Raw genomic sequence first — 21,118 nt, forward strand, 5'->3', positions numbered from 1 at the left:
AGTTCGCCGTGCACAGGTGGCCGCTAGCATAAACGCATGCCTATCGTCCCTGACACGTCTGACTGGACCTGGGTGCTCGAACGCCCCTGCTCCGACTGTGGATTTCGAGCGAGCGAGGTGGACTTCGAGAACTTGCCGGGCCTGATTCGTGAGAACGCCGCCGCTTGGCCTGCCGTGCTGGCGGGAGTGGATGTCGCGGCACGTCCAAATGACCACACCTGGTCCGGACTCGAATACGCGGCCCATGTGCGCGATGTCTGTCGCCTGTTCGACGAGCGCCTGCACCGCCTGCTCGATGAAGACGACCCGCTACTGGCGAATTGGGATCAGGACGCCACCGCGGTTTCACAGCGGTACGACCTGCAGGATCCGGCAATCGTTGGCGTTGAGCTTGAGGCCGCCGCGCAACGCGTTGCCGACAGCTTCGCATCGGTGCGAACGGATGCGCGCCAGCGCACCGCGCGCCGCAGCGACGGCCCATCGTTCACCGTGGAAACGCTCGGGACGTATTTTCTGCATGACATCGTGCACCACCGACACGACGTACGCTTTGACTTCCGCCGCTAGATGATCCGGTTCGGGATACTCAACACCGTGTGAAATCTGGAGGTCATTATTTCAGCGGCGGCCGCGTTCTCAGAAAAGATGATCCTTGGAGCGCACCCACTGGGAAAGCGCCGAGTGTATTCGGAACGAACGGGCAATGTAGGGTTTGGCACTCATGCTGACCTTGGATTTTGACGCAAGAATAGGCCCGTCAGAGGACGGATCGATTGCTTTGAGATTTTTGGGTCAGGAACAGTTGGGGCTGGCGCCCGCTCGGAACTCTGCGGGGCATCCGCTGCCCGCTGTTCGGCGGTCAACGCGTTGCCGGTAGGGGGGCGGGCATTTCCAGACGTAGGTTTCGCAGGAATGACCAGGAGGTGATGGGCGGCGGTAGGTGCTGTGGCCATGTGTCAGACTTTTCCGATGCACTCATTTTCCGCTGGAACACCTGCGGCCAGCGCAGAGCTTCTGGCGCGGGCGTTCGCGGCGACGGCGCATATGTCGTTGATTACGGACGCGCAGCAGAACATTTTGCATGTGGGTGATTCCTTTACCACGATTACGGGATACGGCGCCGACGAACTGCTGGGCCGCAACTGCCGCATCCTTCAAGGCCCGGGTACAGATCGTGCAGTTGTCGCCACTATCAGCGCCACATTGCGGGCCGGGGATGCCTTCGAGGGTGACATCCTGAATTACCGCAAGGACGGATCGCCGTTTTGGAACGGTTTGAAAATTACACCACTGCGAGGCCTGGCAGACGAGATCACTCACTACGTGAGTACGCAGAGCGACATTAACACGCGTCGAGCGTTCCAAGACACTTTGCGCTTCCAAGCGCTGCACGATGTTGTCACGGACCTGCCTAACCGCCGCTACCTTGAGCAGCACTTAGCGCGGGACCGGACAGGCCTGCACGCGGGTGTCACGGCCATCGGTCTCATCAACATTAACGAATTCCGTCGGATCAACGAACAAGTTGGACTCCGCGGAGGTGATGAGCTCTTACGTGCGCTGGGTCGTCGGCTTCGCAATTCGGCCGGTGAAGGGGTTTTTCTGGCGAGCATGAAAGGCGATGAATTCGCCGTCGTGATCGACGACCTCGGTTCGCTACGCGATAGTGCAGATATTGACGACCAGCTCGAAGTGGTCCTTCGTCGTTTGCATGAGGCCGTTGAGCGCCCGTTTCAAGTGCTGGGGAAAAGCGTGAGCGTCAGCATCAGCATGGGAGTCGCTTTCTGCCCTCTGGATAGCGATGACATTTTTAATTGTCTTAGCGACGCCGAGGCGGCGTTGAAAGCGGCTCAGAGAGGCCGACACGATCGTCAGCGCTGGTGGTATGTGGCGCCGCCGGTTTCCGATAGCGGCACACAGGCGATAGCCATTTCTACGACGCCGCGTGCAACGCAGGCGGAACGGACCTTGCTGAACCAGCGCTTCGAAGCCCATCGCTGGCGCCTCTTCAACGGCGGATTGTCCATGTACATGCAGCCCGTCATTGACTTACGCACCGGAGATTTAAGCCGAGTAGAGGCTCTGGCGCGACTAATACTTGTCGATGGCACCGTTGTCGGTCCTGATCAGTTCCTTCCTTCACTCGACGATGCTGGCCACGATGAGCTGTTTCGTCTTGGTCTTGACGAGGCATTAGGGTGCCTCGCACGTTGGGACAGGGAGGGGCTGTCAACCCGGGTCTCGGTCAATTTGTCTCCGTCAACGCTTTACGACTCGAACTGTACCGGCTGGGTAAAGAGCGCCTTGGAACGCCACAGCATAAATCCGAGCCGCCTCTCGCTCGAGCTGCTAGAGACGCAGTCAGCGAAGTCCGCAGTGCAAATCGCTGCAATCAGTGGCCTGCGAACACTCGGAGTCGGGTTGGCTCTTGACGACCTGGGTTCCGGTCATGCGACTCTGAAGCGTTTGTCAGAGTTGCCTTTCGACTCGATCAAGCTGGACCGCGGCTTATTTGCGAGCCTGAATAATCGCCCACTGGAGACACTCAGCATGCTCGCCACACTCACACAAATGGGACGCGATTTCAAAGTCGATGTCGTAGCGGAGGGGCTTGAAGATGCCCGCCTCGCTGAAGCTGCGGTCATGCTCGGGGTGCCATTGGGCCAGGGATACTTCCTTGCCCGACCGATGCCCGCCTCGTCGATACCCAACTGGGTCGCGGCATACAAATTCCCCCTTAGCGCTGGTACGGTGACGACCGCACTTGGCGCACTGGCCTACCATTGGAAATTTCTACGTTGGGAATCACCGCATCCGCTGTCGTTATCGGCATGTCCGCTGACCGACTTTATGCAGCGCCACACGCCGCAGACCAGTCGAGCGGCCGCTTTGCATAGACAACAACACGAGCCTTTCAATGCGTTATCGACTGATGGTCAACAGCTGCAGGAATGGCTGGTCGAGTTGGTGCAGGACCACGCCATAACTCGCACCGACACCTGAGAAAACTCTGGAGCGGATGACGGGAATCGAACCCGCGCTATCAGCTTGGGAAGCTGAAGTTCTACCATTGAACTACATCCGCGCGCCCGCTGTAGGTGAACAACAACCGGAACGTTGCCAGCATATCAACCCCGCGCGGCTAGGCTGGCACAGTGCTGCTCTCCGATCGCGATATCAAAGCTGAACTGAACGCTGGACGAATCGGTTTGGAGCCGCTCGACCCCGCGATGATCCAGCCGTCAAGCATTGATGTGCGTCTTGACCGCCTGTTTCGGCTGTTCGACAACCACAAGTACGCCTACATCGATCCGGCCGAGGACCAGCCCGAGCTGACCCACTTGATCGAGACCAAGCCCGACGAGCCGTTCATCCTGCACCCGGGCGAGTTCGTGCTCGGCGCCACCTACGAGCAGGTCACCCTGCCAGACGACGTGGCTGCCAGGCTCGAGGGTAAGAGCTCCCTCGGTCGCCTCGGCCTGCTCACCCACTCGACGGCCGGCTTCATCGACCCGGGTTTCTCTGGACACGTCACGCTCGAGCTCAGCAACGTCGCGACGCTGCCGATCAAACTCTGGCCCGGAATGAAGATCGGCCAGCTGTGTTTCTTCCAACTCAGCTCTCCGGCTGAAAAACCCTATGGCTCCAGTGAATACGGCTCCCGGTACCAGGGCCAGCGCGGCCCGACTGCCTCACGCTCGTTTCACAACTTTCACCGCACCACCATCGGGCGCTGAAGAAACCGATCGGACGCCGGCGGTAATCCGAACGTAACCTCGCGTCGGGTAAAATTTGGGCATGACCTCCATGCCGACCCGATTCGACGAGGCGCTCATCGCGCACGGCCCAACGCCGGAATACCCCGGACGCATGCACCTCTTCGGCCAGATGGTTGGATCCTGGACTGCTAAGGGGTCCCGCTTGGACGAAACCACCAATGAATGGATTGCACGCGACTTCATCTGGATGGTCGAATTCGTCCTCGACGGCCGGGCCGTGCAAGACGTCGAGATCGTCGCAAGCACGACGCATCCGTCTGGATGTGAAACCGTCGCCACCGCGCTGCGCGTCTACGACCCGTTCGCTGGAGCCTGGCGCGTGAGCTACTTCGCCCCGGCGCTGGGCGAATACTGCCAACTCGTCGCCACCCCGTACCGGCACGGCGTGCGGCAGGAAGGCACCCGCACCGACGGTCGCCCGATCCGGTGGAACTTCACTGCCATCACCCCCGACAGCTACAAATGGGAAGGTTGGGTCTCCGCCGACGAGGGCGCCACCTGGCAACTCATCAGCCACAACGAGGCCACCCGCATCCGCTGAGAAACGGATGCTGACGGCCTCGGTGTCCAGGCGGATTACAGGGCGAACTTGAACCCGAGATCGGCGGGGTAGTCGCCGAGAGCGGTGAGATTCGTGGCTGCGGCCTGCAGGGCGGCCAGGGTCAGCGCGAGGGTGCCCGGGCCGAAGCTGACCCGGGAGACGCCGAGCTCGGCGAGACGCTGAAGCGGAACAAGTCCGGGCGCGCCGATCACGGAGATTTTGCCGTTGACCTGCTCAATCGCACGGGCGACTTTATCTTCGTCGGTCAAGCCGAGGAAGAAGATGACGTCGGCGCCGGCGCCGAGGTAGGCGTTGGCACGGGCCACGGCTTCTCCCCAGTCGCCTCCGCCGGCCAGGGTGTCGACGCGCGCGTTGATCACGAGCGGAATGCCGCTCTGGTCGGCTCCGGCTCTGGCCGCGGCCACGCGGGCGGCGGCGGTTTCGATGTCGAACTGCGGGGCCTTTGCCGCGCCGACGGAGTCCTCGATATTGATGCCGACAATGCCGGATTCCTCGATGAGGCGACGCACGTTGCGGGTTACACCAACGGCATCCGGTGCGTACCCCTTCTCGAAATCGGCCGAGACGGGCACGTCGACAGCGCCGGCGATGATCGTGGCAGCGATGATGGCCTCGTCGAGGGAGAGGCCCTCGCCGTCTGGCAGGCCGCGCACGTTCGAGATGGAGTGGCTCGCAGTCGCGAGGGCCTTGACGCCGGGCGCGTCGGCGACGACCTTGGCGGTGATGGCGTCCCACACGTTGGTCACGATGAGAGGCTCACCGGGCTTGTGCAACGAGAGCAAAAGTTCGGCCTTCTGGAGCTGGGTATGTGTCATACCATTCAGTCTGACCGGCCTGTGTCCACTAAGCGAGGGGACAGCCCTATTTCAGCGGATGCTCAGGGAGCGACGGCCTGGCTCCCACCGACACTGCCCAGCATGGGCGTGAGCTGGGCTAGCGGATCTGCTGCTGCCGTGCCGTGACCGGGATCAGCAGGAGCAGGCCGAGGAGCAGCACCAGCATGATGCCCAGGATGCCCCAGTGGGTGGCGCCGAAGATCGATACGAAGACCGCGAAGGAAGTCGGGGCCAAAAAGCTGACGGCGCGACCGGTCGTCGCGTACAGCCCGAAGACTTCGCCCTCGCGGCCGATGGGAATGAGACGTGCCAGAAAGGTGCGGCTGGCCGATTGGGCCGGGCCGACGAACAGGCAGAGGGCGAGGCCAGCGGTCCAAAAGACGATCTGGCCGCCGTCGTGCAGCAGAAACACGAGCATCCCGCTCACCAAGAGGCCAACGAGTGCGGTCACGATCACCGGTTTCGCACCGAGACGATCATCGAGCACCCCCACCGCCATGGTGGCGATGCCGGCGACCACATTGGCGGCGATAGCGAAGAGAATCACCTCGCCCGGCGAGAATCCGAAAACGGATGCCGCGAGCACCCCTCCAAACGTGAAGACGCCGGCGAGGCCATCACGAAAAACGGCACTCGCCAACAGAAAGTAGACGATAGGACGGCTGGTGTTCCAGAGGCGTTTGACGTCGCGAGCGAGAATGACATAGCTGCGAAAGAAACCGATCTTCTCGCGGCGGATGGTCGCGGGAACCCGATATTCGGGCACCCGCAGCAGCACCGGCAGGGCGAAGAGCGCGAACCAGGCGGCGGCAACGAGCATCGTGACGCGCACGGCCAGGCCGTTCTCGCTGGTCACACCGAATAAACCCACCTCGGGAGCGATGAAGCCGAAGTAGACGATGAGCAGCAGCACGATCCCACCCAGGTAGCCCATGCCCCAGCCGAACCCGCTGACCTTGCCGATGCTGCGGGGAGTGGACACCTGGCTGAGCATCGCGTTGTAATTGACGCCCGCGAATTCGAAGAAGACGTTGCCCGCAGCGAGCAGAACGAGTCCGAGCATCAGATAGCTGGGGCTGGCCTCGACGAAGAACATGGCCGTGGTGAGGCCGACAACCACGAAGGTATTGGCACCCAGCCAGAATTTACGCCTACCCGAGGTATCAGATCGTTGCCCGGTGACCGGGGCGAGTACCGCCACCAGCAGTCCGGCAATGGCGAGTGCCCAACCCAACTGCGCGGAGACGACGTTTTCATCGCCGAACGACGAGCCAGTGAGGTAGACACTGAACACGAACGTCGTGACCACGGCGTTGAACGCCGCTGATCCCCAGTCCCAGAACGCCCAGGCCACCACCCGACCACGCGTTGGAGGGGCACCCGCGTCGACGGTGACAGTCTCGGTCATATCCACAATCTACTGCCCGGCGGTAAACATCTGGATGAGCTGCGTTAGAGCGACCTTTTTCTAAAGTTGAGTCACTCACACTCAGCTTTCAGCCACAGAAATTGACAGGGACGCGACAGCGCTGGAATACTTGAGCCATCGAGGCTCAAGTCTTGAGATTACTTTGATGTTCGTTTCGCACATGATTGAAGGAGAACAACCCACATGGCTCGTGCAGTAGGTATTGACCTCGGAACCACCAACTCTGTGGTGGCCGTGCTCGAAGGTGGAGAACCCACCGTCATCGCCAACGCTGAAGGCTTGCGCACTACCCCCTCGGTGGTCGCGTTCACCAAGGACGGCGAGGTCCTCGTCGGAGAAACCGCCAAGCGTCAGAACGTCACCAACGTCGATCGCACCATCTCCAGCGTCAAGCGCCACATGGGCACCGGCTGGAACGTCGCCATCGACGACAAGAAGTACACCCCGCAGGAGATTTCGGCGCGCATCCTCGCCAAGCTCAAGCGTGACGCCGAGCAGTACCTGGGCGAGAAGGTCACCGACGCCGTCGTGACCGTGCCCGCATACTTCAACGACGCCGAGCGTCAGGCCACCAAGGAGGCCGGCGAGATCGCCGGACTCAACGTGCTGCGCATCATCAACGAGCCCACCGCCGCCGCGCTGGCCTACGGCCTCGACAAGGGCAAGGAAGACGAGCTCATCCTGGTCTTCGACCTCGGAGGTGGAACCTTCGACGTATCCCTGCTCGAGGTGGGCAAGGACGACGACTTCTCCACCATCCAGGTGCGCTCGACCGCCGGTGACAACCGCCTCGGCGGCGACGACTGGGACCAGCGCATCGTTGATCACCTGATCAAGCGCTTCAAGGAGACCACCGGCGTTGACGTGTCCAAGGACAAGATCGCCAAGCAGCGCCTGAAGGAAGCCGCCGAGCAGGCCAAGAAGGAACTCTCGTCGAGCATGTCGACGAGCATCCAGCTGCCCTACCTGTCGTTGACCGAAAACGGCCCGGCCAACCTCGACGAGACGCTCACCCGCGCCCAGTTCGAGAAAATGACCGAAGACCTGCTCGACCGCACCAAGAAGCCCTTCCAGGACGTCATCCGTGAGGCCGGCGTCAAGGTCGGCGACATCGCCCACGTCGTTCTCGTCGGTGGCTCCACGCGTATGCCCGCCGTCTACGAGCTCGTCAAGAGCGAGACCGGCGGCAAGGACCCGAACAAGGGCGTCAACCCGGACGAGGTCGTCGCCGTTGGCGCTGCCCTCCAGGCTGGCGTGCTGAAAGGCGAGCGCAAGGACGTTCTGCTCATCGACGTCACCCCGCTGAGCCTGGGCATCGAGACCAAGGGCGGCATCATGACCCGCCTGATCGAGCGCAACACGGCCATCCCGACCAAGCGCAGCGAAACCTTCACGACGGCCGACGACAACCAGCCGTCCGTTGCGATCCAGGTGTTCCAGGGTGAGCGTGAGTTCACCCGCGACAACAAGAACCTCGGAACCTTCGAGCTCACCGGCATCGCCCCGGCGCCGCGCGGAATTCCGCAGGTTGAGGTCACCTTCGACATCGACGCCAACGGCATCGTGCACGTGTCCGCCAAGGACAAGGGCACCGGAACGGAGCAGTCGATGACCATCACGGGCGGATCCTCGCTCGCGAAGGAAGACATCGAGCGCATGGTGCGCGAGGGCGAAGAGCACGCCGCCGAAGACAAGCGCCTGCGCGAAGTCGCCGAGACCCGCAACACGGCCGAGCAGCTTGCCTACTCGATCGAGAAGCTGATCAAGGACAACGTCGACAAGCTGCCCGAAGACGTGAAGAATGAGGTGCAGGCTGATGTCGACGCCCTCAAGTCTGCTCTTGCGGGCGACGACGACGACGCGGTGAAGACCGCGTTCGACAAGCTCAACGAAAGCCAGGGCAAGCTCGGCGAAGCCATCTACAAGTCCAGCCAGGCGGATGCCGCCGCCGGCTCCGACGAGGCCGGTACCGACGAGACTCCCGCCGAGGAGAACAAAGACGAAGACGTTGTCGACGCCGAGGTTGTTGACGACGACGAAGACGACAAGACAAAGAAGTAGGCCGCAACTATGGCTGACAAGAAAAATCCCGACAACGACGCTGCGGGGGTGCCGGATGACGGCACCGCCGCGGCGGGCGCGGGCATCCCTGCAGAATCGGTGCCTGACTCGGCATCCGTTGCTGATGGCGAAGCTGCGGCCTCGGCCGACGGAATCGAAGAAGACGAGTTGACCGTTCAGGACATCCTGGACGCGGCAGAGCGCGAAGTCGCCGAGCCGACGAGTGAACACCTCGCCGACCTCAAGCGCGTGACGGCGGAGTACGCCAACTACCGTCGGCGCACCGAAGCCAACCGTGCCATAGAGAAAGAGCGCGTGACCGGGGATATCGTCAAGATCCTGATTCCGGTACTCGACGATATCTACCGGGCGGAGAAGCACGGCGACCTCGTGCCCGACTCGGCCTTCGCCACGATCGCGGCCAAGCTGCGTTCGAGCGTTGAGCGTCTTGGACTCACCTCGTTCGGCGCGGTCGGCGACCCCTTCGACCCGACTATGCACGAGGCGATCTTCCAGCAGCCCAGTGCGGTCGTCGACACCGAAACCGTTGGCGACGTCGCGGAGACGGGGTACTACCTCGGTTCCACGCTGTTGCGTGCGGCCAAGGTTGTCGTTCAGGTACCGAGCGATGGCTAGCCAGGACTGGTTTGACAAAGACTTCTACAAGGTTCTCGGGGTATCGAAAGATGTCACGCCGGCCGAGTTGAAGAAGGCGTATCGAAAACTCGCTCGTAAATACCACCCGGACTCCAACCCGGGGAACCCCGCCGCTGAGGCGAAGTTCAAGGAATTGAGTGAGGCGCACTCGGTGCTGAATGATGCAGCCCAGCGCAAGGAATATGACGCCGTGCGGGCAATGGGAAGCGGGGCGCGGTTCGCCGCGCCCGGCGGCCGGGCCCAGAGTGGCGGCTTCGAGGACGCTTTCGGAGGCATGTTCGGCGGCGGAAGCCGTCAGCAGAGTTACACCTTCGAACAGGGCGGTTTCGACGATATCCTCGGGGGTATGTTCGGACGAGGTGGCCAAGGTGGGGGCGGTTTCGGCAACCCCACCGGTGGCTACCGCGGCTCGGGCGCACCGACCCGCGGGCGTGACGTGATCGCCTCGACGACCATCGACTTCATCACAGCCACCCAGGGCGACCAGATCAGCCTGCAAACCCAGGACGGTCGACCGATCAAGGTCAAGGTTCCGGCCGGAGTCGCCGATGGGCAGAAGATTCGCCTGCGTGGCAAGGGGCAGCCGAGCCCGGACGGTGGAGAAACCGGCGACATCGTGCTGACGATCACCGTGCGCAAACACCCGGTGTTCGAACGCGACGGACTCAATCTGCGGGTAACCGTACCGGTCACTTTCGTCGAGGCCAGCCTCGGCGCGACGATCGAGGTACCCACCCTCGGCGGCAGCCCCGTCAAGTTGCGCGTTGCCCCCGGTACTCCTGGTGGCAGGGTGCTGCGGGTCAAGGGTCGCGGCGTCACCACGGCCAAGGGCACGGGCGACCTGCTCGCGGTCGTGCAGGTCGCTGTGCCCTCACACCTGTCGAAGGATGCCGAAGAGAAACTCGCCGCGTTTGCCGAAGCGCTGCCGAAGGAGAACCCGCGCGATGAACTGATTGCTCGGGCTAAGGGCTGATTATGGACGAGACCACCCGGGTTTTCGTGATTTCGACGGCGGCTGAGCTTGCGGGAATGCACCCGCAAACCCTGCGCCAATACGATCGCCTGGGCCTTGTCAGCCCAGAACGCACCCCCGGCAAGAGCCGACGGTACTCCATGCTCGACGTGGCAAAGCTCCGTGAAATTGCGGAACTGGGCTCTGAAGGTGTGAGTTTGGAAGGCATCCGTCGTATCCTCGAACTCGAGGATCACGTGCGCGGGCTCGAAAATCGCCTGCGCGAGTTGGAATCGACGCTCGCCGACGAACTACTGAACCGACCGGGCCGCCGCGTTTTCGCGGCTGGCTCGGCCGGCGATGTTATTTCCATGAAGGCGGGCACCCGCACCAGGCGCAGCAACCAGGTTGTCATCTGGCGGCAGCCCAGACCATAGTCAGTTATCTGTAACAAGCTTCACGTTTCTGCCCCACAGCACGAACTGGTCGCACCAGCACTACTCTCAGGGGGATCCATGTCCAAATCGGACGCGTATGACCAGTCCGCGCCGCGGAACGCAAACACTTCGTCGAAAAGCGCCATGTCGGACGAAAACGAGGCCGTGTCGAACAACGGCATGAACGGGTTCGATTTCGACCGCCTGCGTCGTCGCCCCGACATTGAGGCGGAGAACCTGTTCGCCGTCGACGCGAGTGACCGCCTCATTCTCGATGAGGCCGCTGGCGCACTCGCGGCATATCGTGCCGGTGGCGTCGTCGTGCTCGAGGATCGCTATGGCGCCCTGACCCTCGGTGCCGCTGCCCTGCACAACGCCCGCGGCATCCGTGTCTACCAGGACGCGCTCTCGGGCGAATATGCGCTCGACAGCAACGCCTCCGGCGTCGACCTGACGGATGCCTACCGCTCACTGCCGCTCGGCGAAGAGTTGTTGAAAGACGCCCACGTCGTGCTGTTACAGCTGCCGAAGAGCCTCGACGCGCTCGACGAGATCGCCGCCGCCGTCGCCAAGTACGCCGCTCCCGACGTGATCGTCTTTGCCGGCGGCCGCATCAAGCACATGACCGTGAGCATGAATGAGGTGCTGCGCCGCCATTTCGGGGCCCTCAATGTGCGCCCGGCCCGCCAGAAGTCGCGCGTGCTCATCGCTTCCGCACCGTTGGCCTCGTCGACGAGCGACTGGCCACGCAGCGAAAAGCACGACGACTTCGACCTCACCGTGCGCGGCCACGGTGGCGTATTCGCCGGAACCAGCATCGACATCGGCACCCGGGCGCTGCTCGAGGTGCTCGACCGAATGAAGCCCGACGCCGAGCGCGCCATCGACCTCGGCTGCGGCACCGGAGTGCTCGCCGCGGCCTTGGCGGCCCAGCGCCCGCTGCTGCAGGTGCTCGCGACGGATCAGTCGGCTGTGGCCGTCGCATCCGCTCGCGCAACCATCGACGCCAACGCGCTCGCCGATCGTGTCACCGTCGTGCGCGCCGATGGCCTGTCTGGCCAGCCGGATAACTCGGGTGATCTGATTCTGCTCAACCCGCCGTTTCATATTGGAGCGTCGGTGCATGCGGGCCTCGCTGAGAAACTCTTCATCGACGCGGCGCGGGTACTGGCACCCGGCGGAGAACTGTGGACCGTGTGGAACACCCACCTCGGTTACCGTCCGATGCTCACCCGCATCGTCGGTTCGACCCGCCAGGTTGGCCGCAACACCAAATTCACGGTGACGGTGTCGACCGGCCGCTGACGTTACGCCGTGGTCAGGCGCGCACGAGCAGCTCGCCGTTGAGCACCTCGAGCTGCCACTCGGCCGCGCTATCCGCGTGGTCGTAGTGGTGGTGCACGAGGTTGATCGAGGCATTGTTGATGCTGCCGATGGACTGGTCCAGGGCGTTTTCGAGGCTCAGTCGAATGAGCGTGCCGTGCGCGACGACGATGATGCGCTCTCCGGGGTGATTTCGAGCGAGCTCGCACAGGGCGTCGATGCCACGCGCGGCGACGGCTTCCTCGGTCTCGGCACCGTGGAATCCCCCCGGAAAACGCAGGGCGTCCAGCTGGGTGCCGGCGCTTAGGCCCTCGGCTGGTCCGTAATCGCGCTCGATCAGACCCGGAATGCGGCGGGCCGCGTCGAGGCCCAGCTCTTCGCCGATCAGGTCAGCGGTTTCGGCCGCACGAGAAAGCGGCGACGAGACAATGAAATCCCACTCATACCGGGAGAGTGGGGCGACGGCAGCCGCTGCCTGGCCGCGCCCCACGTCGTTCAGCGGAATGTCGGTGGCGCCCTGGATGCGCGCGGCGGCGTTCCAATCGGTCTGGCCGTGGCGGATGAGGGCGAAGGTTGTCGTCGTGGTCACTGGTCTATTCTGCCTTGGCCGACTGGGAGTGCGCGGCGGGCCAAAATGCGCGCTTCCCGTTTCGGCAGAGCCCAAGCCAGACTGGCCAGGTCGGTGATCGCCCAGGCCAGCAGCACGACGAGCAGCGCGTTGCGCGCTGTCAGCAGCAGCAGGGAGAACAGATCGCCGTCGATGAGCGGCAGGTAGAAAATGGGAAAGACGAGCGTCGTCAGGCCGGAGATAGCCAGCGTCAGCGTGGCGGGCACCCGCCACTCAGCCCAGCTGCGGCCGACACCGACCGAAACCACCGGCACCAGCCACAACATGTATTGCGGTGAACCGACCTTGTTGAAGACGATGAACGCGCTGACAAGGGCAAGGGCTCCGACAAGCAGCAGTTGGCCGGCATCCGCTCGCCGATGCTGGGCAATGAGCATCAGCACGAAAATCGCCGCGATGGCGCCGAACATGACCGGCGTCATCAGGGAAGCGACCACGTCGGTACCGGGTCCGCTCACCTCACGGGTGGCGATGGCGAAATTCTCGTAGATGAACGTGCTGTGGTGACCGAGTGTGGCCAGCCACACCCACACAGTTGTGATGGGCGCCTCGAGTTGCAGGGCACGGTCAGATTGTTCGGTGACGAAACTGGTGAGATATTGCAGGCCCCCCACAAGCCAGACGAATGCCGCCACCCCCGCCGAGACGGCCGCACCGATAAGCACCACCGTGCGACGACGCGGCGACACGGTGACCACCGCGAGGAACACGGCCGCTGGCCACACCTTGATCCAGGTGGCGAGGGTCAGCACAATCGCCGCGACGGCCGGCCGGCGCGCGAGCAGCACGAGTCCGACAATGACGAGCGGTGCTGTGAGTCCTTCCAGCCGCAGTAGCCCGACCGGGCTCAGCAGAAACGACGCGAACAGCCAGTACCAGGCCGATTTGAAGCCACCGCGGCGACGTCCCCAGTCGGTGAGCGCTCCGACCGCGACGGCATTCAACGCGGTGGTCAGCAGGTACCACAGGAGTTGGTAGAGGAGCGGACCGGCGATGCCCGCGAAGGCGATCGGCAGCATGGCGCCGATCGGGTACACCCACCCGGTATCGATACCCTGCCAGATGCCGTGCTCCAGGCCGAGTTCAGCCCAGGTTCGGTACAGCGGAAGGTCGCCGAGTACCCGACCGGTCAGGATGGTGGGCAGCAGGGCGAACAGGAACACCGCGTGCAGACCGAGAAAACCGAGCGCGAGGGTACGCGGGCGTTGCAGCGTCAGGCGGCGAGCCGGAGTGAGTGTGCGAGCCAGGCGAGCGTCGACCCGATCAAAAATGGTGGACATAGGACCGTTTCTGCAGTGTGCGACGTGGTGCCGTCGCCCGCAGTCTAGGGGGGCTGGATGAACTGTTGGTGTCGCCTCAAGCCAGGAGTTCGCGAATGTCGGCCGCGGTCAGGGCGGTGCCCTGCGGCGCTCCGTCGGTCATGACGCTTTCGAACAGGCGCGCTTTGGTGGCTTTGAGGGCCATGACTTTTTCTTCGATGGTGTCCTTGGAGACCAGGCGATAGACCATGACATTCTTTGTTTGTCCGATGCGGTGTACGCGGTCGACGGCCTGGGCTTCGGTCGCCGGGTTCCACCACGGGTCGAGCAGAATGACGTAGTCGGCCTCGGTGAGGTTGAGTCCGAATCCGCCAGCCTTGAGGCTGATCAGAAAGACGGAGCTGGAGCCCTCTTTGAAGTCGCTGATGGCCTTGGCCCGGTTGCGGGTCTTGCCGTCGAGGTAGGAATAGCTGATGCCGGCGGCGTCGAGCCGGTCCCGTGCCTTGCCGAGGTACTGGGTGAACTGGCTGAAGATCAGGGTTCGGTGACCCTCGGCGACGGTATCTTCCAGAAGTTCCAGCAGGGCGTCGAGCTTGGTCGAGGGAATACTGTCGTACTTCGCGTCATACAGGCTGGCGTCGAGACTGAGCTGGCGCAGCATGGTGAGTGAGCGAAAAATCTCGAACCGGTTCGCGTTCATGTCCTCGATCAGGCCGAGCACCTTCTGCCGTTCTCGGGCAAGGTGCATGTCGTAGACCTTGCGGTGCCTCGGGTGTAGGTCGAGTTCGAGCACCTGTTCCTGCTTCTCGGGCAGGTCGCTGGCGACTTCGGCCTTCGTGCGCCGCAGCATGAAGGGTCGGATGCGGCGGCGCAGCTGCGCGAGCCGGTCGGCGTCGGCATCCGTTTCAATGGGCTTGCGGTAGTAGTCGGCAAAACGGCTCGGGCTCGGGAACAGGCCCGGCGCGGTAATGGAGAGCAGCGACCACAGCTCCATCAGGTTGTTTTCCATCGGGGTTCCGGTGATGGCGAGCTTGAAAGGGGTGCGCAGGCGCCGGGCGCAAACGTGCGCCTTGCTCTGGTGGTTCTTGACGAACTGGGCCTCGTCGAGCAGCAGCCCGGCCCAGTCGTGAGCGTTGTACTCTTCGAAATCGAGTCGGAACAGCGTGTATGAGGTGATCACGACGTCTGCTTGGCCCATTTCATCGAGCAGGCTGGAGCCGCGTTTGCCGGTGGTCTGGGTGATGGCTGTTGTCGTCAGGTCGGGCGCGAACCGAGCGCATTCGGTGGCCCAGTTGGAGACGACGCTTGTGGGAGCGACCACGAGAAAGCGCTTGCGAGTGGAGCCTTCCGCAGCGCGTTGGCTGTCGCGGGCGTGGGCAATGAGGGCGATGGCCTGCAGCGTCTTGCCGAGTCCCATGTCGTCGGCGAGCACGCCGCCAAGCTGGTGGTCGTAGAGAAAGCTGAGCCAGTCGAATCCGGTCTGCTGGTAGGCACGCAGGGTGGCATGCACGGCCGGCGGGAGCGGGCGTTCGGCGATGGGTGCGGCCTCAGCCGAGCCGTGCAGGGCGGCGAGACCCTCGACGGCGCTGCGCCAGGACGCAGCCTGCTCGGCGACGACACCGAGCAGTTGCAGTTCGTCCCACAGGTCGGCCTGAAAACGGCTGAGACCAAGCGTGCCTGCGTTGCTCTCCTGCAGGCCGCGGGCTTCTTCGATCAGCCGCCGCAGCTGCTGCAGTTCGGGCCGGTCGAGACTGAAGTACGTGCCGCTGTCGAGGATCATCAGGTCTTGATCGGTGGCCAGCGCCCGAAACAAGTCGTCGAAGGGGATGTCTTCGCCCTCGATCGTCACGGTAACGGCGAGATCGAACCAGTCTCGGGTGTCGGTGCTTTCGGTGGTGGCGAGGCTGATCACCGGCGCTTCGTCGGCTTCACGGTAGCTCGGGGCGTCGGCCGAGACTTGCACGGCGATGCCGGCGGCCTCGAGTTTCGGCACGGCCTCACTGAGAAACGTGATCATGATGGCGCTGCGAAGTTCTGACTGCTCAAGGAGTCGGGCCGGGCTGATCGGTGTGGCAGGTTGCCAGAGCTCCGAGAACGAGGCGATTTCTCGGCTGACCGCTTGCAGCGTGTCGTGTTCGCGGGTGAGGTCGCGAAAGCGGGTGTCGCCGGGCGTCGGGCGCAGGGGATGGCGGTACAGCACGGGGGCCGGTTCGACCGCGTCCGTGCTGCTCGACTCCGGGACCGATTCGGTGGGCGCGACGTAGTGCCATTCCCACGCGACGGTGATGCGGGCATCCGTTTGGTGGGTGATCGTCAGCGCCAGCTGGGGTCGAGCCGTTCTGGGCAGCTCGAACGAGGCGTCGTGACTGGTCAGGGTCAATTTTTGCTGCAGAAACGGGTAGTAATCAGCTAGGAATGAAGGCTCGTCGTTGGCTGGAATGTCAAAGCCCCCGGTGACAGCGAGCGCGCGGATCTCAGAGCTGACCTGTGCATTCAGTGGTGCGAGAACGAGCTGCCTGCCGGTTGCGAGCGGGTCAGCGGGGCTCGTGAACGTGTAGGCGCCGTGCGCCGGGTCACCAATGAATCCGAATTCGGCGCCGCGGTGCAGCTGTTCGCCCAGCATGAGCAACGGGGTCAGTTGCAGGCCCTCGTCGTCGCGGCGAATGTTCAACTCGAGCGCGGCCGGCGTGGGCGAGAGCAGAACGGGATTCTGGGCATCCGTAGCGCAGACCATGGGCAGCCCGCTCAACTGTGCTTCGTGCAGCAGGTCCCAGAGGGCCTTGTTCTCAAAATTGTCGAGGTAGAGCCAGTGGTCGGTGTAGCTGTAATAGCGCTGGCCGGTGGCCGAGAGGGCGTAGAGGGCGTTCAGAATTTTGCGGTGGGCGCGGTTATAAGTGCCGGGGGTCCAGGACAGGTTGTCCCAGGTGAGGGAGCCTCGAATCCATTTGCCCTTCTTTCCCATGACCATCGGGCGTGCGCCGAGACGGCGGGGGGCCGGGCGTCTGTTCGGGCTGTAGGCCGGGTCGAGCAGGTCGAATTGCAGCGCGAGGGCCGTGCTTGTGACGGTGTCGCCGGCAGTCGGCTTGGCGATCGGCGCCAGGGCGGCGCGCCAGGCGGGCACTGGCGGGCGAATGGGAATGACCGGTACCGGGGTGGTCGGCTGGTATGCGCCCGGCACAAAGGTCGATTCGAACACGGGCGTGCGACGGTCGCCGATGGCGCGCACGTTCGAGGCGGCGCGCTCAGCGTTCAGTTCGGCGGGCGTGCTGCGGCTGGCCAGGAGCAGGGCGGCGACGTGCTTGCAGTTGCTGCCCATGGGGCAGGTGCAGGTTCCGCTGGCCCGCACAGCCTGGCCGGCAGCATTGAGCGTGAACGAAACGAGTACGGTGTACGGCTGTGGGCTGGTGCCACTCACTCGACCGGTGAGGTGTGTCCCCGACGAGGCCCAGGACTGCTCGGTGACGTGCCCATTGCGGGCGTACCGTTCACCGCGCGAGAACGACTGGCTGCCAACGATGCGGGCGATCTCATGAGTGCTGAGGGAATGAGCCATAGGTGGGGGAGCTCCGTAAGAAAATGGGACCAACCTTTATTGTCTCACGGGAGGCTGCCCGGCCCCGCGCTGATTGCGCCGCTTTCGCGGCACTCGTCGGTGGCGGTGGCACTCCTAACCCGGGGTGCCCTGAACTCTGACGAGTGCCGCGACACCGGCAGATGACTGGTGTCAGCCGTATGGGCAGACGAGATGTTCAGCCCTCGAATATTCGACGCCGGGGAGATGGCCGGGGTACTAAACTTGAGCCAGCAAGGCTCAACTTTAGAGGAGACAGCGATGCAAGCCGGTCAGCGACCACCGCAGCAAGACGCCAAGACGGCCCTCGAGTTGTATGGGGTGAACCTCACCGACATCGCCCGCAGTGGCAAGCTCGACCCGGTGATCGGGCGTGACGCCGAAATTCGCCGGATCAGCCAGGTGCTCACCCGGCGCACCAAGAACAACCCCGTGCTGATCGGAGAACCCGGCGTCGGCAAGACGGCCGTGGTCGAGGGGCTGGCCCAGCGCATCGTAGCCGGAGACGTCGCCGACTCACTCAAAGACAAGCAACTGGTCTCCCTCGACCTCGCTGCCCTCGTAGCCGGCGCCAAGTATCGCGGTGAGTTCGAGGAACGGCTCAAGGCCGTACTCAAGCAGATCAACGACGCCGACGGGCAGATCATCACCTTCGTCGACGAACTGCACACTCTGATGGGTGCTGGCGGCGGCGAAGGCTCCGTCGCGGCCAGCAACATGCTCAAGCCCATGCTCGCCCGCGGCGAACTGCGCCTGATCGGTGCCACGACCCTCAACGAGTACCGCGAATTCATTGAAAAGGATGCCGCGCTCGAGCGCCGCTTCCAGCCGGTGCTCGTCGACGAACCGTCGGTTGAGGACACCGTGGCCATCCTCCGCGGGCTCAAGGAACGCTATGAAGCCCACCACAAGGTGACCATCGCCGATTCTGCCCTCGTGGCCGCGGCATCCCTCTCCAATCGCTACATCACCGCCCGCCAGCTGCCCGACAAGGCCATCGACCTCATCGACGAGGCTGCGAGCCGGCTGCGCATGGAGATCGATTCCTCGCCGGTGGAGATCGACGAACTGCGGCGCAGCGTCGATCGGCTCAAGCTCGAAGAGCTCGCTCTCAAGAAGGAGAAGGACGATGCCTCGAAGGCGCGTCTGGTGAAGCTGCGTAGCGATCTGGTGGAGCGCCAGGCCAACCTCAAAGAGTTGCAGGCGCGCTGGGACAACGAGCGGGCCTCGCTGAACCGGGTCGGCGAGCTGCGTGAGCGGCTCGACGCCGCCCGCATTGAATCTGACCGGGCGCAGCGTGAGGGAGACCTCGAGAAGGCGTCCCGGCTGCTCTACGGGGACATTCCGGTGATGGAGCGCGCGCTCGCCGACGCCGAACAGGAAGAATCCGTCGGCCCGCGCATGGTGAACGACCAGGTCGCGAGCGAGGATATCGCCGCCGTGGTCGCCGCGTGGACGGGCATTCCGGTCGGCCGGCTGCTGCAGGGCGAAACCGACAAACTGCTCAACCTTGAAAACGAGCTCGGCCACCGCCTGATTGGACAGAAGCGCGCCGTGAGCGCGGTCGCCGACGCCGTGCGGCGTTCGCGTGCCGGCATTTCCGACCCCGACCGGCCGACCGGATCCTTTCTCTTTCTCGGCCCGACCGGCGTCGGCAAGACCGAGCTGGCCAAGGCGCTCGCCGAGTTTCTGTTCGACGATGAAAAAGCTATGGTGCGCATCGACATGAGTGAGTACGGTGAGAAGTTCTCGGTGTCCCGCCTGGTGGGAGCGCCTCCTGGCTATGTCGGCTACGAGCAGGGCGGCCAGCTCACCGAGGCCGTGCGGCGTCGCCCGTACTCGGTGATTCTCTTCGATGAGGTGGAGAAAGCGCACCCCGAGGTGTTCGACGTGCTGTTGCAGGTGCTCGACGACGGCCGCCTCACCGACGGCCAGGGGCGCACGGTAGATTTTCGCAACACCATTCTCGTGCTCACCTCGAATCTCGGTTCGCAGTTTCTGACCGACCCGACCCTGTCGGTGGAACAGAAAGAGGCGGCAGTGCAGGGCCTCGTGCGACAGGCTTTCAAGCCGGAGTTCGTCAACCGGCTCGACGACATCGTGGTGTTCTCCTCGCTGACAACCGATGAGCTCGGCGAAATCGTCGAACTCGACGTCGACCGATTGCAGAAGCGTCTCGCCGAACGCCGGCTGGACCTCGCCGTAACACCGGATGCCCGCCGGTGGCTGGCTGAGCGTGGTTACGACCCGATCTATGGTGCGCGTCCGTTGCGGCGTCTCATGCAGCGCGAGATCGACGACCGCCTGGCGAGGGCGCTGCTGGCCGGCGACATTCGTGACGGCGACACGGTTCTGGTGGCGCTGGCGGCCGACGGTGACGCGCTCACCGTGGCATCCGCTCCGTCACTCGCAGCGACGATGTGACCCGAAGGGGGGGTAGATCCGGGTTGGGCGGGTTAGGGTTTATCAATGAAAGCAACTGTGATTTATGGCGAACGAGATATTCGCCTCGAAGAAGTTCCTGACCCTGTACTTTCGACCGGTGGCGACGCCATCGTTCGGGTGGTCGCGGCCTGCGTCTGTGGGTCTGACCTGTGGCCCTACCGCGGCGTGACCGCCACCAAAGAGCCACACCGCATTGGCCACGAGTTTGTGGGCATCGTCGAGGAAATCGGCCCAGACGTTTCGACCGTCAAGGTCGGAGACTTCGTCATTGCGCCCTTCTACGACTGCGACAACACCTGCGTCAACTGCCGCAACGGCGTGAGCTTTTCCTGCCTCCACCTTGTTCCGTGGGGCGAGAAAGACGACATGGGCGGCTTCGCCGACGGCGCCCAGGGCGAGCGGGTACGCGTTCCCCATGCCGATGGAACGCTCGTGGCAACCGCCGAGGTGCCGGACGACGCTCTGATCCCGGGACTGTTGACCCTCTCGGACGTCTTAGGCACCGGACACCACGCGGCCGTGTCTGCCGGCGTCACCGTCGGCAGTACCGTTGTCGTCGTCGGTGACGGAGCCGTCGGGCTCTGCGCCATACTCGCGAGCAAGCGACTCGGCGCGAGCCGCATCGTCGCTATGTCCCGTCACGCTGATCGCCAGGCCGTGGCCCGCGAATTCGGTGCGACGGACATCATCGAAGAACGGGGTGATGAGGGTGTTGCGGCGGTGCAGGCGCTGTTCGATGGAATCGGCGCCGATTGCGTGCTGGAGTGCGTTGGCACCAAGGAATCCATGGATCAGGCCATCCGGTCAACGCGGCCCGGTGGGATGGTCGGCTACGTCGGCGTACCCAACGGCGGCGCCGAGCTGCCCATCCGCTCGCTCTTTGGACGCAACGTGGGCGTGAACGGCGGCGTGGCATCCGTTCGCGGCTATATCGAGGAACTACTGCCCGAGGTTCTTTCGGGCCAAATCAACCCCGGTCGGGTCTTCGACCTGGAGCTTCCCTTGGCCGAAGTGGCCGAAGCCTACGCCGCGATGGATGAACGCCGAGCCATCAAGGTGCTGCTGCGACCATAACCCGCCCGCGATAGCAAAAAATGCCCGTTTGGCTGAGGCCAACGGGCATTTTGCGTGCGCCGGAGCGATCTCATTCGGAGTGCGTACTATTCCATCGAAGGCTTC

Annotated in this window: 16 protein-coding genes and 1 tRNA gene; 11 read left to right on the forward strand and 6 right to left on the reverse strand. The window is 63.6% G+C overall.

What is annotated here, in order from left to right; genetic code table 11:
* Window positions 1-36 precede the first annotated feature (36 nt).
* Both E3T27_RS02235 and E3T27_RS02240 read left to right on the forward strand, forming a co-directional pair.
* Complete coding sequence (locus E3T27_RS02235) at window positions 37-567, forward strand: DinB family protein (protein ID WP_134571419.1); 531 nt, start codon at window positions 37-39, stop codon at window positions 565-567.
* A gap of 402 nt (window positions 568-969) precedes the next feature.
* Window positions 970-3,003 carry a GGDEF domain-containing phosphodiesterase gene (locus E3T27_RS02240; protein ID WP_166786068.1) on the forward strand — a complete coding sequence of 678 codons (2,034 nt, stop codon included), beginning with the start codon at window positions 970-972 and terminating at the stop codon, window positions 3,001-3,003.
* 8 nt (window positions 3,004-3,011) lie between these two features.
* Here E3T27_RS02240 and E3T27_RS02245 read toward each other — a convergent pair.
* A tRNA-Gly gene (locus E3T27_RS02245) sits at window positions 3,012-3,085 on the reverse strand.
* A gap of 70 nt (window positions 3,086-3,155) precedes the next feature.
* Here E3T27_RS02245 and dcd point away from each other — a divergent pair.
* A complete protein-coding gene (gene dcd, locus E3T27_RS02250; RefSeq protein ID WP_104197325.1) occupies window positions 3,156-3,737 on the forward strand; it encodes a dCTP deaminase in 582 nt (193 codons plus the stop codon).
* A 61-nt stretch (window positions 3,738-3,798) separates the two neighbouring features.
* A complete protein-coding gene (locus E3T27_RS02255; RefSeq protein ID WP_134571421.1) occupies window positions 3,799-4,320 on the forward strand; it encodes a hypothetical protein in 522 nt (173 codons plus the stop codon).
* A gap of 35 nt (window positions 4,321-4,355) precedes the next feature.
* On the opposite strand, the gene E3T27_RS02260 is transcribed toward E3T27_RS02255, so the two are convergent.
* Together E3T27_RS02260 and E3T27_RS02265 are read right to left on the reverse strand one after the other, a co-directional pair.
* On the reverse strand, window positions 4,356-5,156 hold the full coding sequence (locus E3T27_RS02260) for an isocitrate lyase/PEP mutase family protein (RefSeq protein WP_134571422.1): 801 nt from the start codon (window positions 5,154-5,156) through the stop codon (window positions 4,356-4,358).
* Window positions 5,157-5,274: 118 nt separating this feature from the next.
* On the reverse strand, window positions 5,275-6,585 hold the full coding sequence (locus tag E3T27_RS02265; protein ID WP_134571423.1) for an MFS transporter: 1,311 nt from the start codon (window positions 6,583-6,585) through the stop codon (window positions 5,275-5,277).
* Between the two features lie 204 nt (window positions 6,586-6,789).
* On the opposite strand from E3T27_RS02265, the gene dnaK reads away from it, so the two are divergent.
* The 5 genes from dnaK (at window position 6,790) to E3T27_RS02290 (ending at window position 12,018) form a co-directional block, all read left to right on the forward strand.
* Window positions 6,790-8,667, forward strand: coding sequence for a molecular chaperone DnaK (gene dnaK, locus E3T27_RS02270; RefSeq protein ID WP_104197330.1), 1,878 nt, complete (start codon window positions 6,790-6,792; stop codon window positions 8,665-8,667).
* A gap of 9 nt (window positions 8,668-8,676) precedes the next feature.
* Window positions 8,677-9,303 (forward strand): nucleotide exchange factor GrpE, encoded by a 627-nt coding sequence (locus tag E3T27_RS02275; RefSeq protein ID WP_134571424.1) that lies wholly within the window; start codon window positions 8,677-8,679, stop codon window positions 9,301-9,303.
* Entirely contained in the window at window positions 9,296-10,297 is a 1,002-nt protein-coding gene (locus tag E3T27_RS02280; protein ID WP_104197332.1) for a DnaJ C-terminal domain-containing protein, read from the forward strand. The genes E3T27_RS02275 and E3T27_RS02280 overlap by 8 nt, the downstream gene beginning before the upstream one ends.
* Window positions 10,298-10,299: 2 nt before the next feature.
* Complete coding sequence (locus tag E3T27_RS02285) at window positions 10,300-10,713, forward strand: heat shock protein transcriptional repressor HspR (RefSeq protein ID WP_104128702.1); 414 nt, start codon at window positions 10,300-10,302, stop codon at window positions 10,711-10,713.
* A 144-nt stretch (window positions 10,714-10,857) separates the two neighbouring features.
* A complete protein-coding gene (locus tag E3T27_RS02290) occupies window positions 10,858-12,018 on the forward strand; it encodes a class I SAM-dependent methyltransferase (protein WP_241992076.1) in 1,161 nt (386 codons plus the stop codon).
* Window positions 12,019-12,031: 13 nt separating this feature from the next.
* On the opposite strand, the gene E3T27_RS02295 is transcribed toward E3T27_RS02290, so the two are convergent.
* The 3 genes from E3T27_RS02295 to E3T27_RS02305 all read right to left on the reverse strand — a co-directional run bounded on the left by E3T27_RS02295 (window position 12,032) and on the right by E3T27_RS02305 (window position 17,476).
* On the reverse strand, window positions 12,032-12,625 hold the full coding sequence (locus tag E3T27_RS02295; RefSeq protein WP_134571425.1) for a histidine phosphatase family protein: 594 nt from the start codon (window positions 12,623-12,625) through the stop codon (window positions 12,032-12,034).
* On the reverse strand, window positions 12,622-13,944 hold the full coding sequence (locus tag E3T27_RS02300) for a glycosyltransferase 87 family protein (protein WP_134571426.1): 1,323 nt from the start codon (window positions 13,942-13,944) through the stop codon (window positions 12,622-12,624). Before E3T27_RS02300 ends, E3T27_RS02295 begins: the two co-directional genes overlap by 4 nt.
* A 76-nt stretch (window positions 13,945-14,020) precedes the next feature.
* Window positions 14,021-17,476 carry a DEAD/DEAH box helicase gene (locus E3T27_RS02305; protein WP_134571427.1) on the reverse strand — a complete coding sequence of 1,152 codons (3,456 nt, stop codon included), beginning with the start codon at window positions 17,474-17,476 and terminating at the stop codon, window positions 14,021-14,023.
* 279 nt (window positions 17,477-17,755) lie between these two features.
* Between E3T27_RS02305 and E3T27_RS02310 the strand changes: the two genes are divergently transcribed.
* Window positions 17,756-19,918, forward strand: a complete 2,163-nt coding sequence (locus E3T27_RS02310) for an ATP-dependent Clp protease ATP-binding subunit (RefSeq protein ID WP_134571428.1) — start codon at window positions 17,756-17,758, stop codon at window positions 19,916-19,918.
* A 45-nt stretch (window positions 19,919-19,963) separates the two neighbouring features.
* Complete coding sequence (locus tag E3T27_RS02315; protein ID WP_134571429.1) at window positions 19,964-21,013, forward strand: zinc-dependent alcohol dehydrogenase family protein; 1,050 nt, start codon at window positions 19,964-19,966, stop codon at window positions 21,011-21,013.
* The last annotated feature ends 105 nt before the right edge of the window (window positions 21,014-21,118 follow it).

The sequence above is a fragment of the Cryobacterium lyxosi genome, from assembly GCF_004403345.1.
GTDB classification, from domain to species: Bacteria; Actinomycetota; Actinomycetes; order Actinomycetales; family Microbacteriaceae; genus Cryobacterium; species Cryobacterium lyxosi.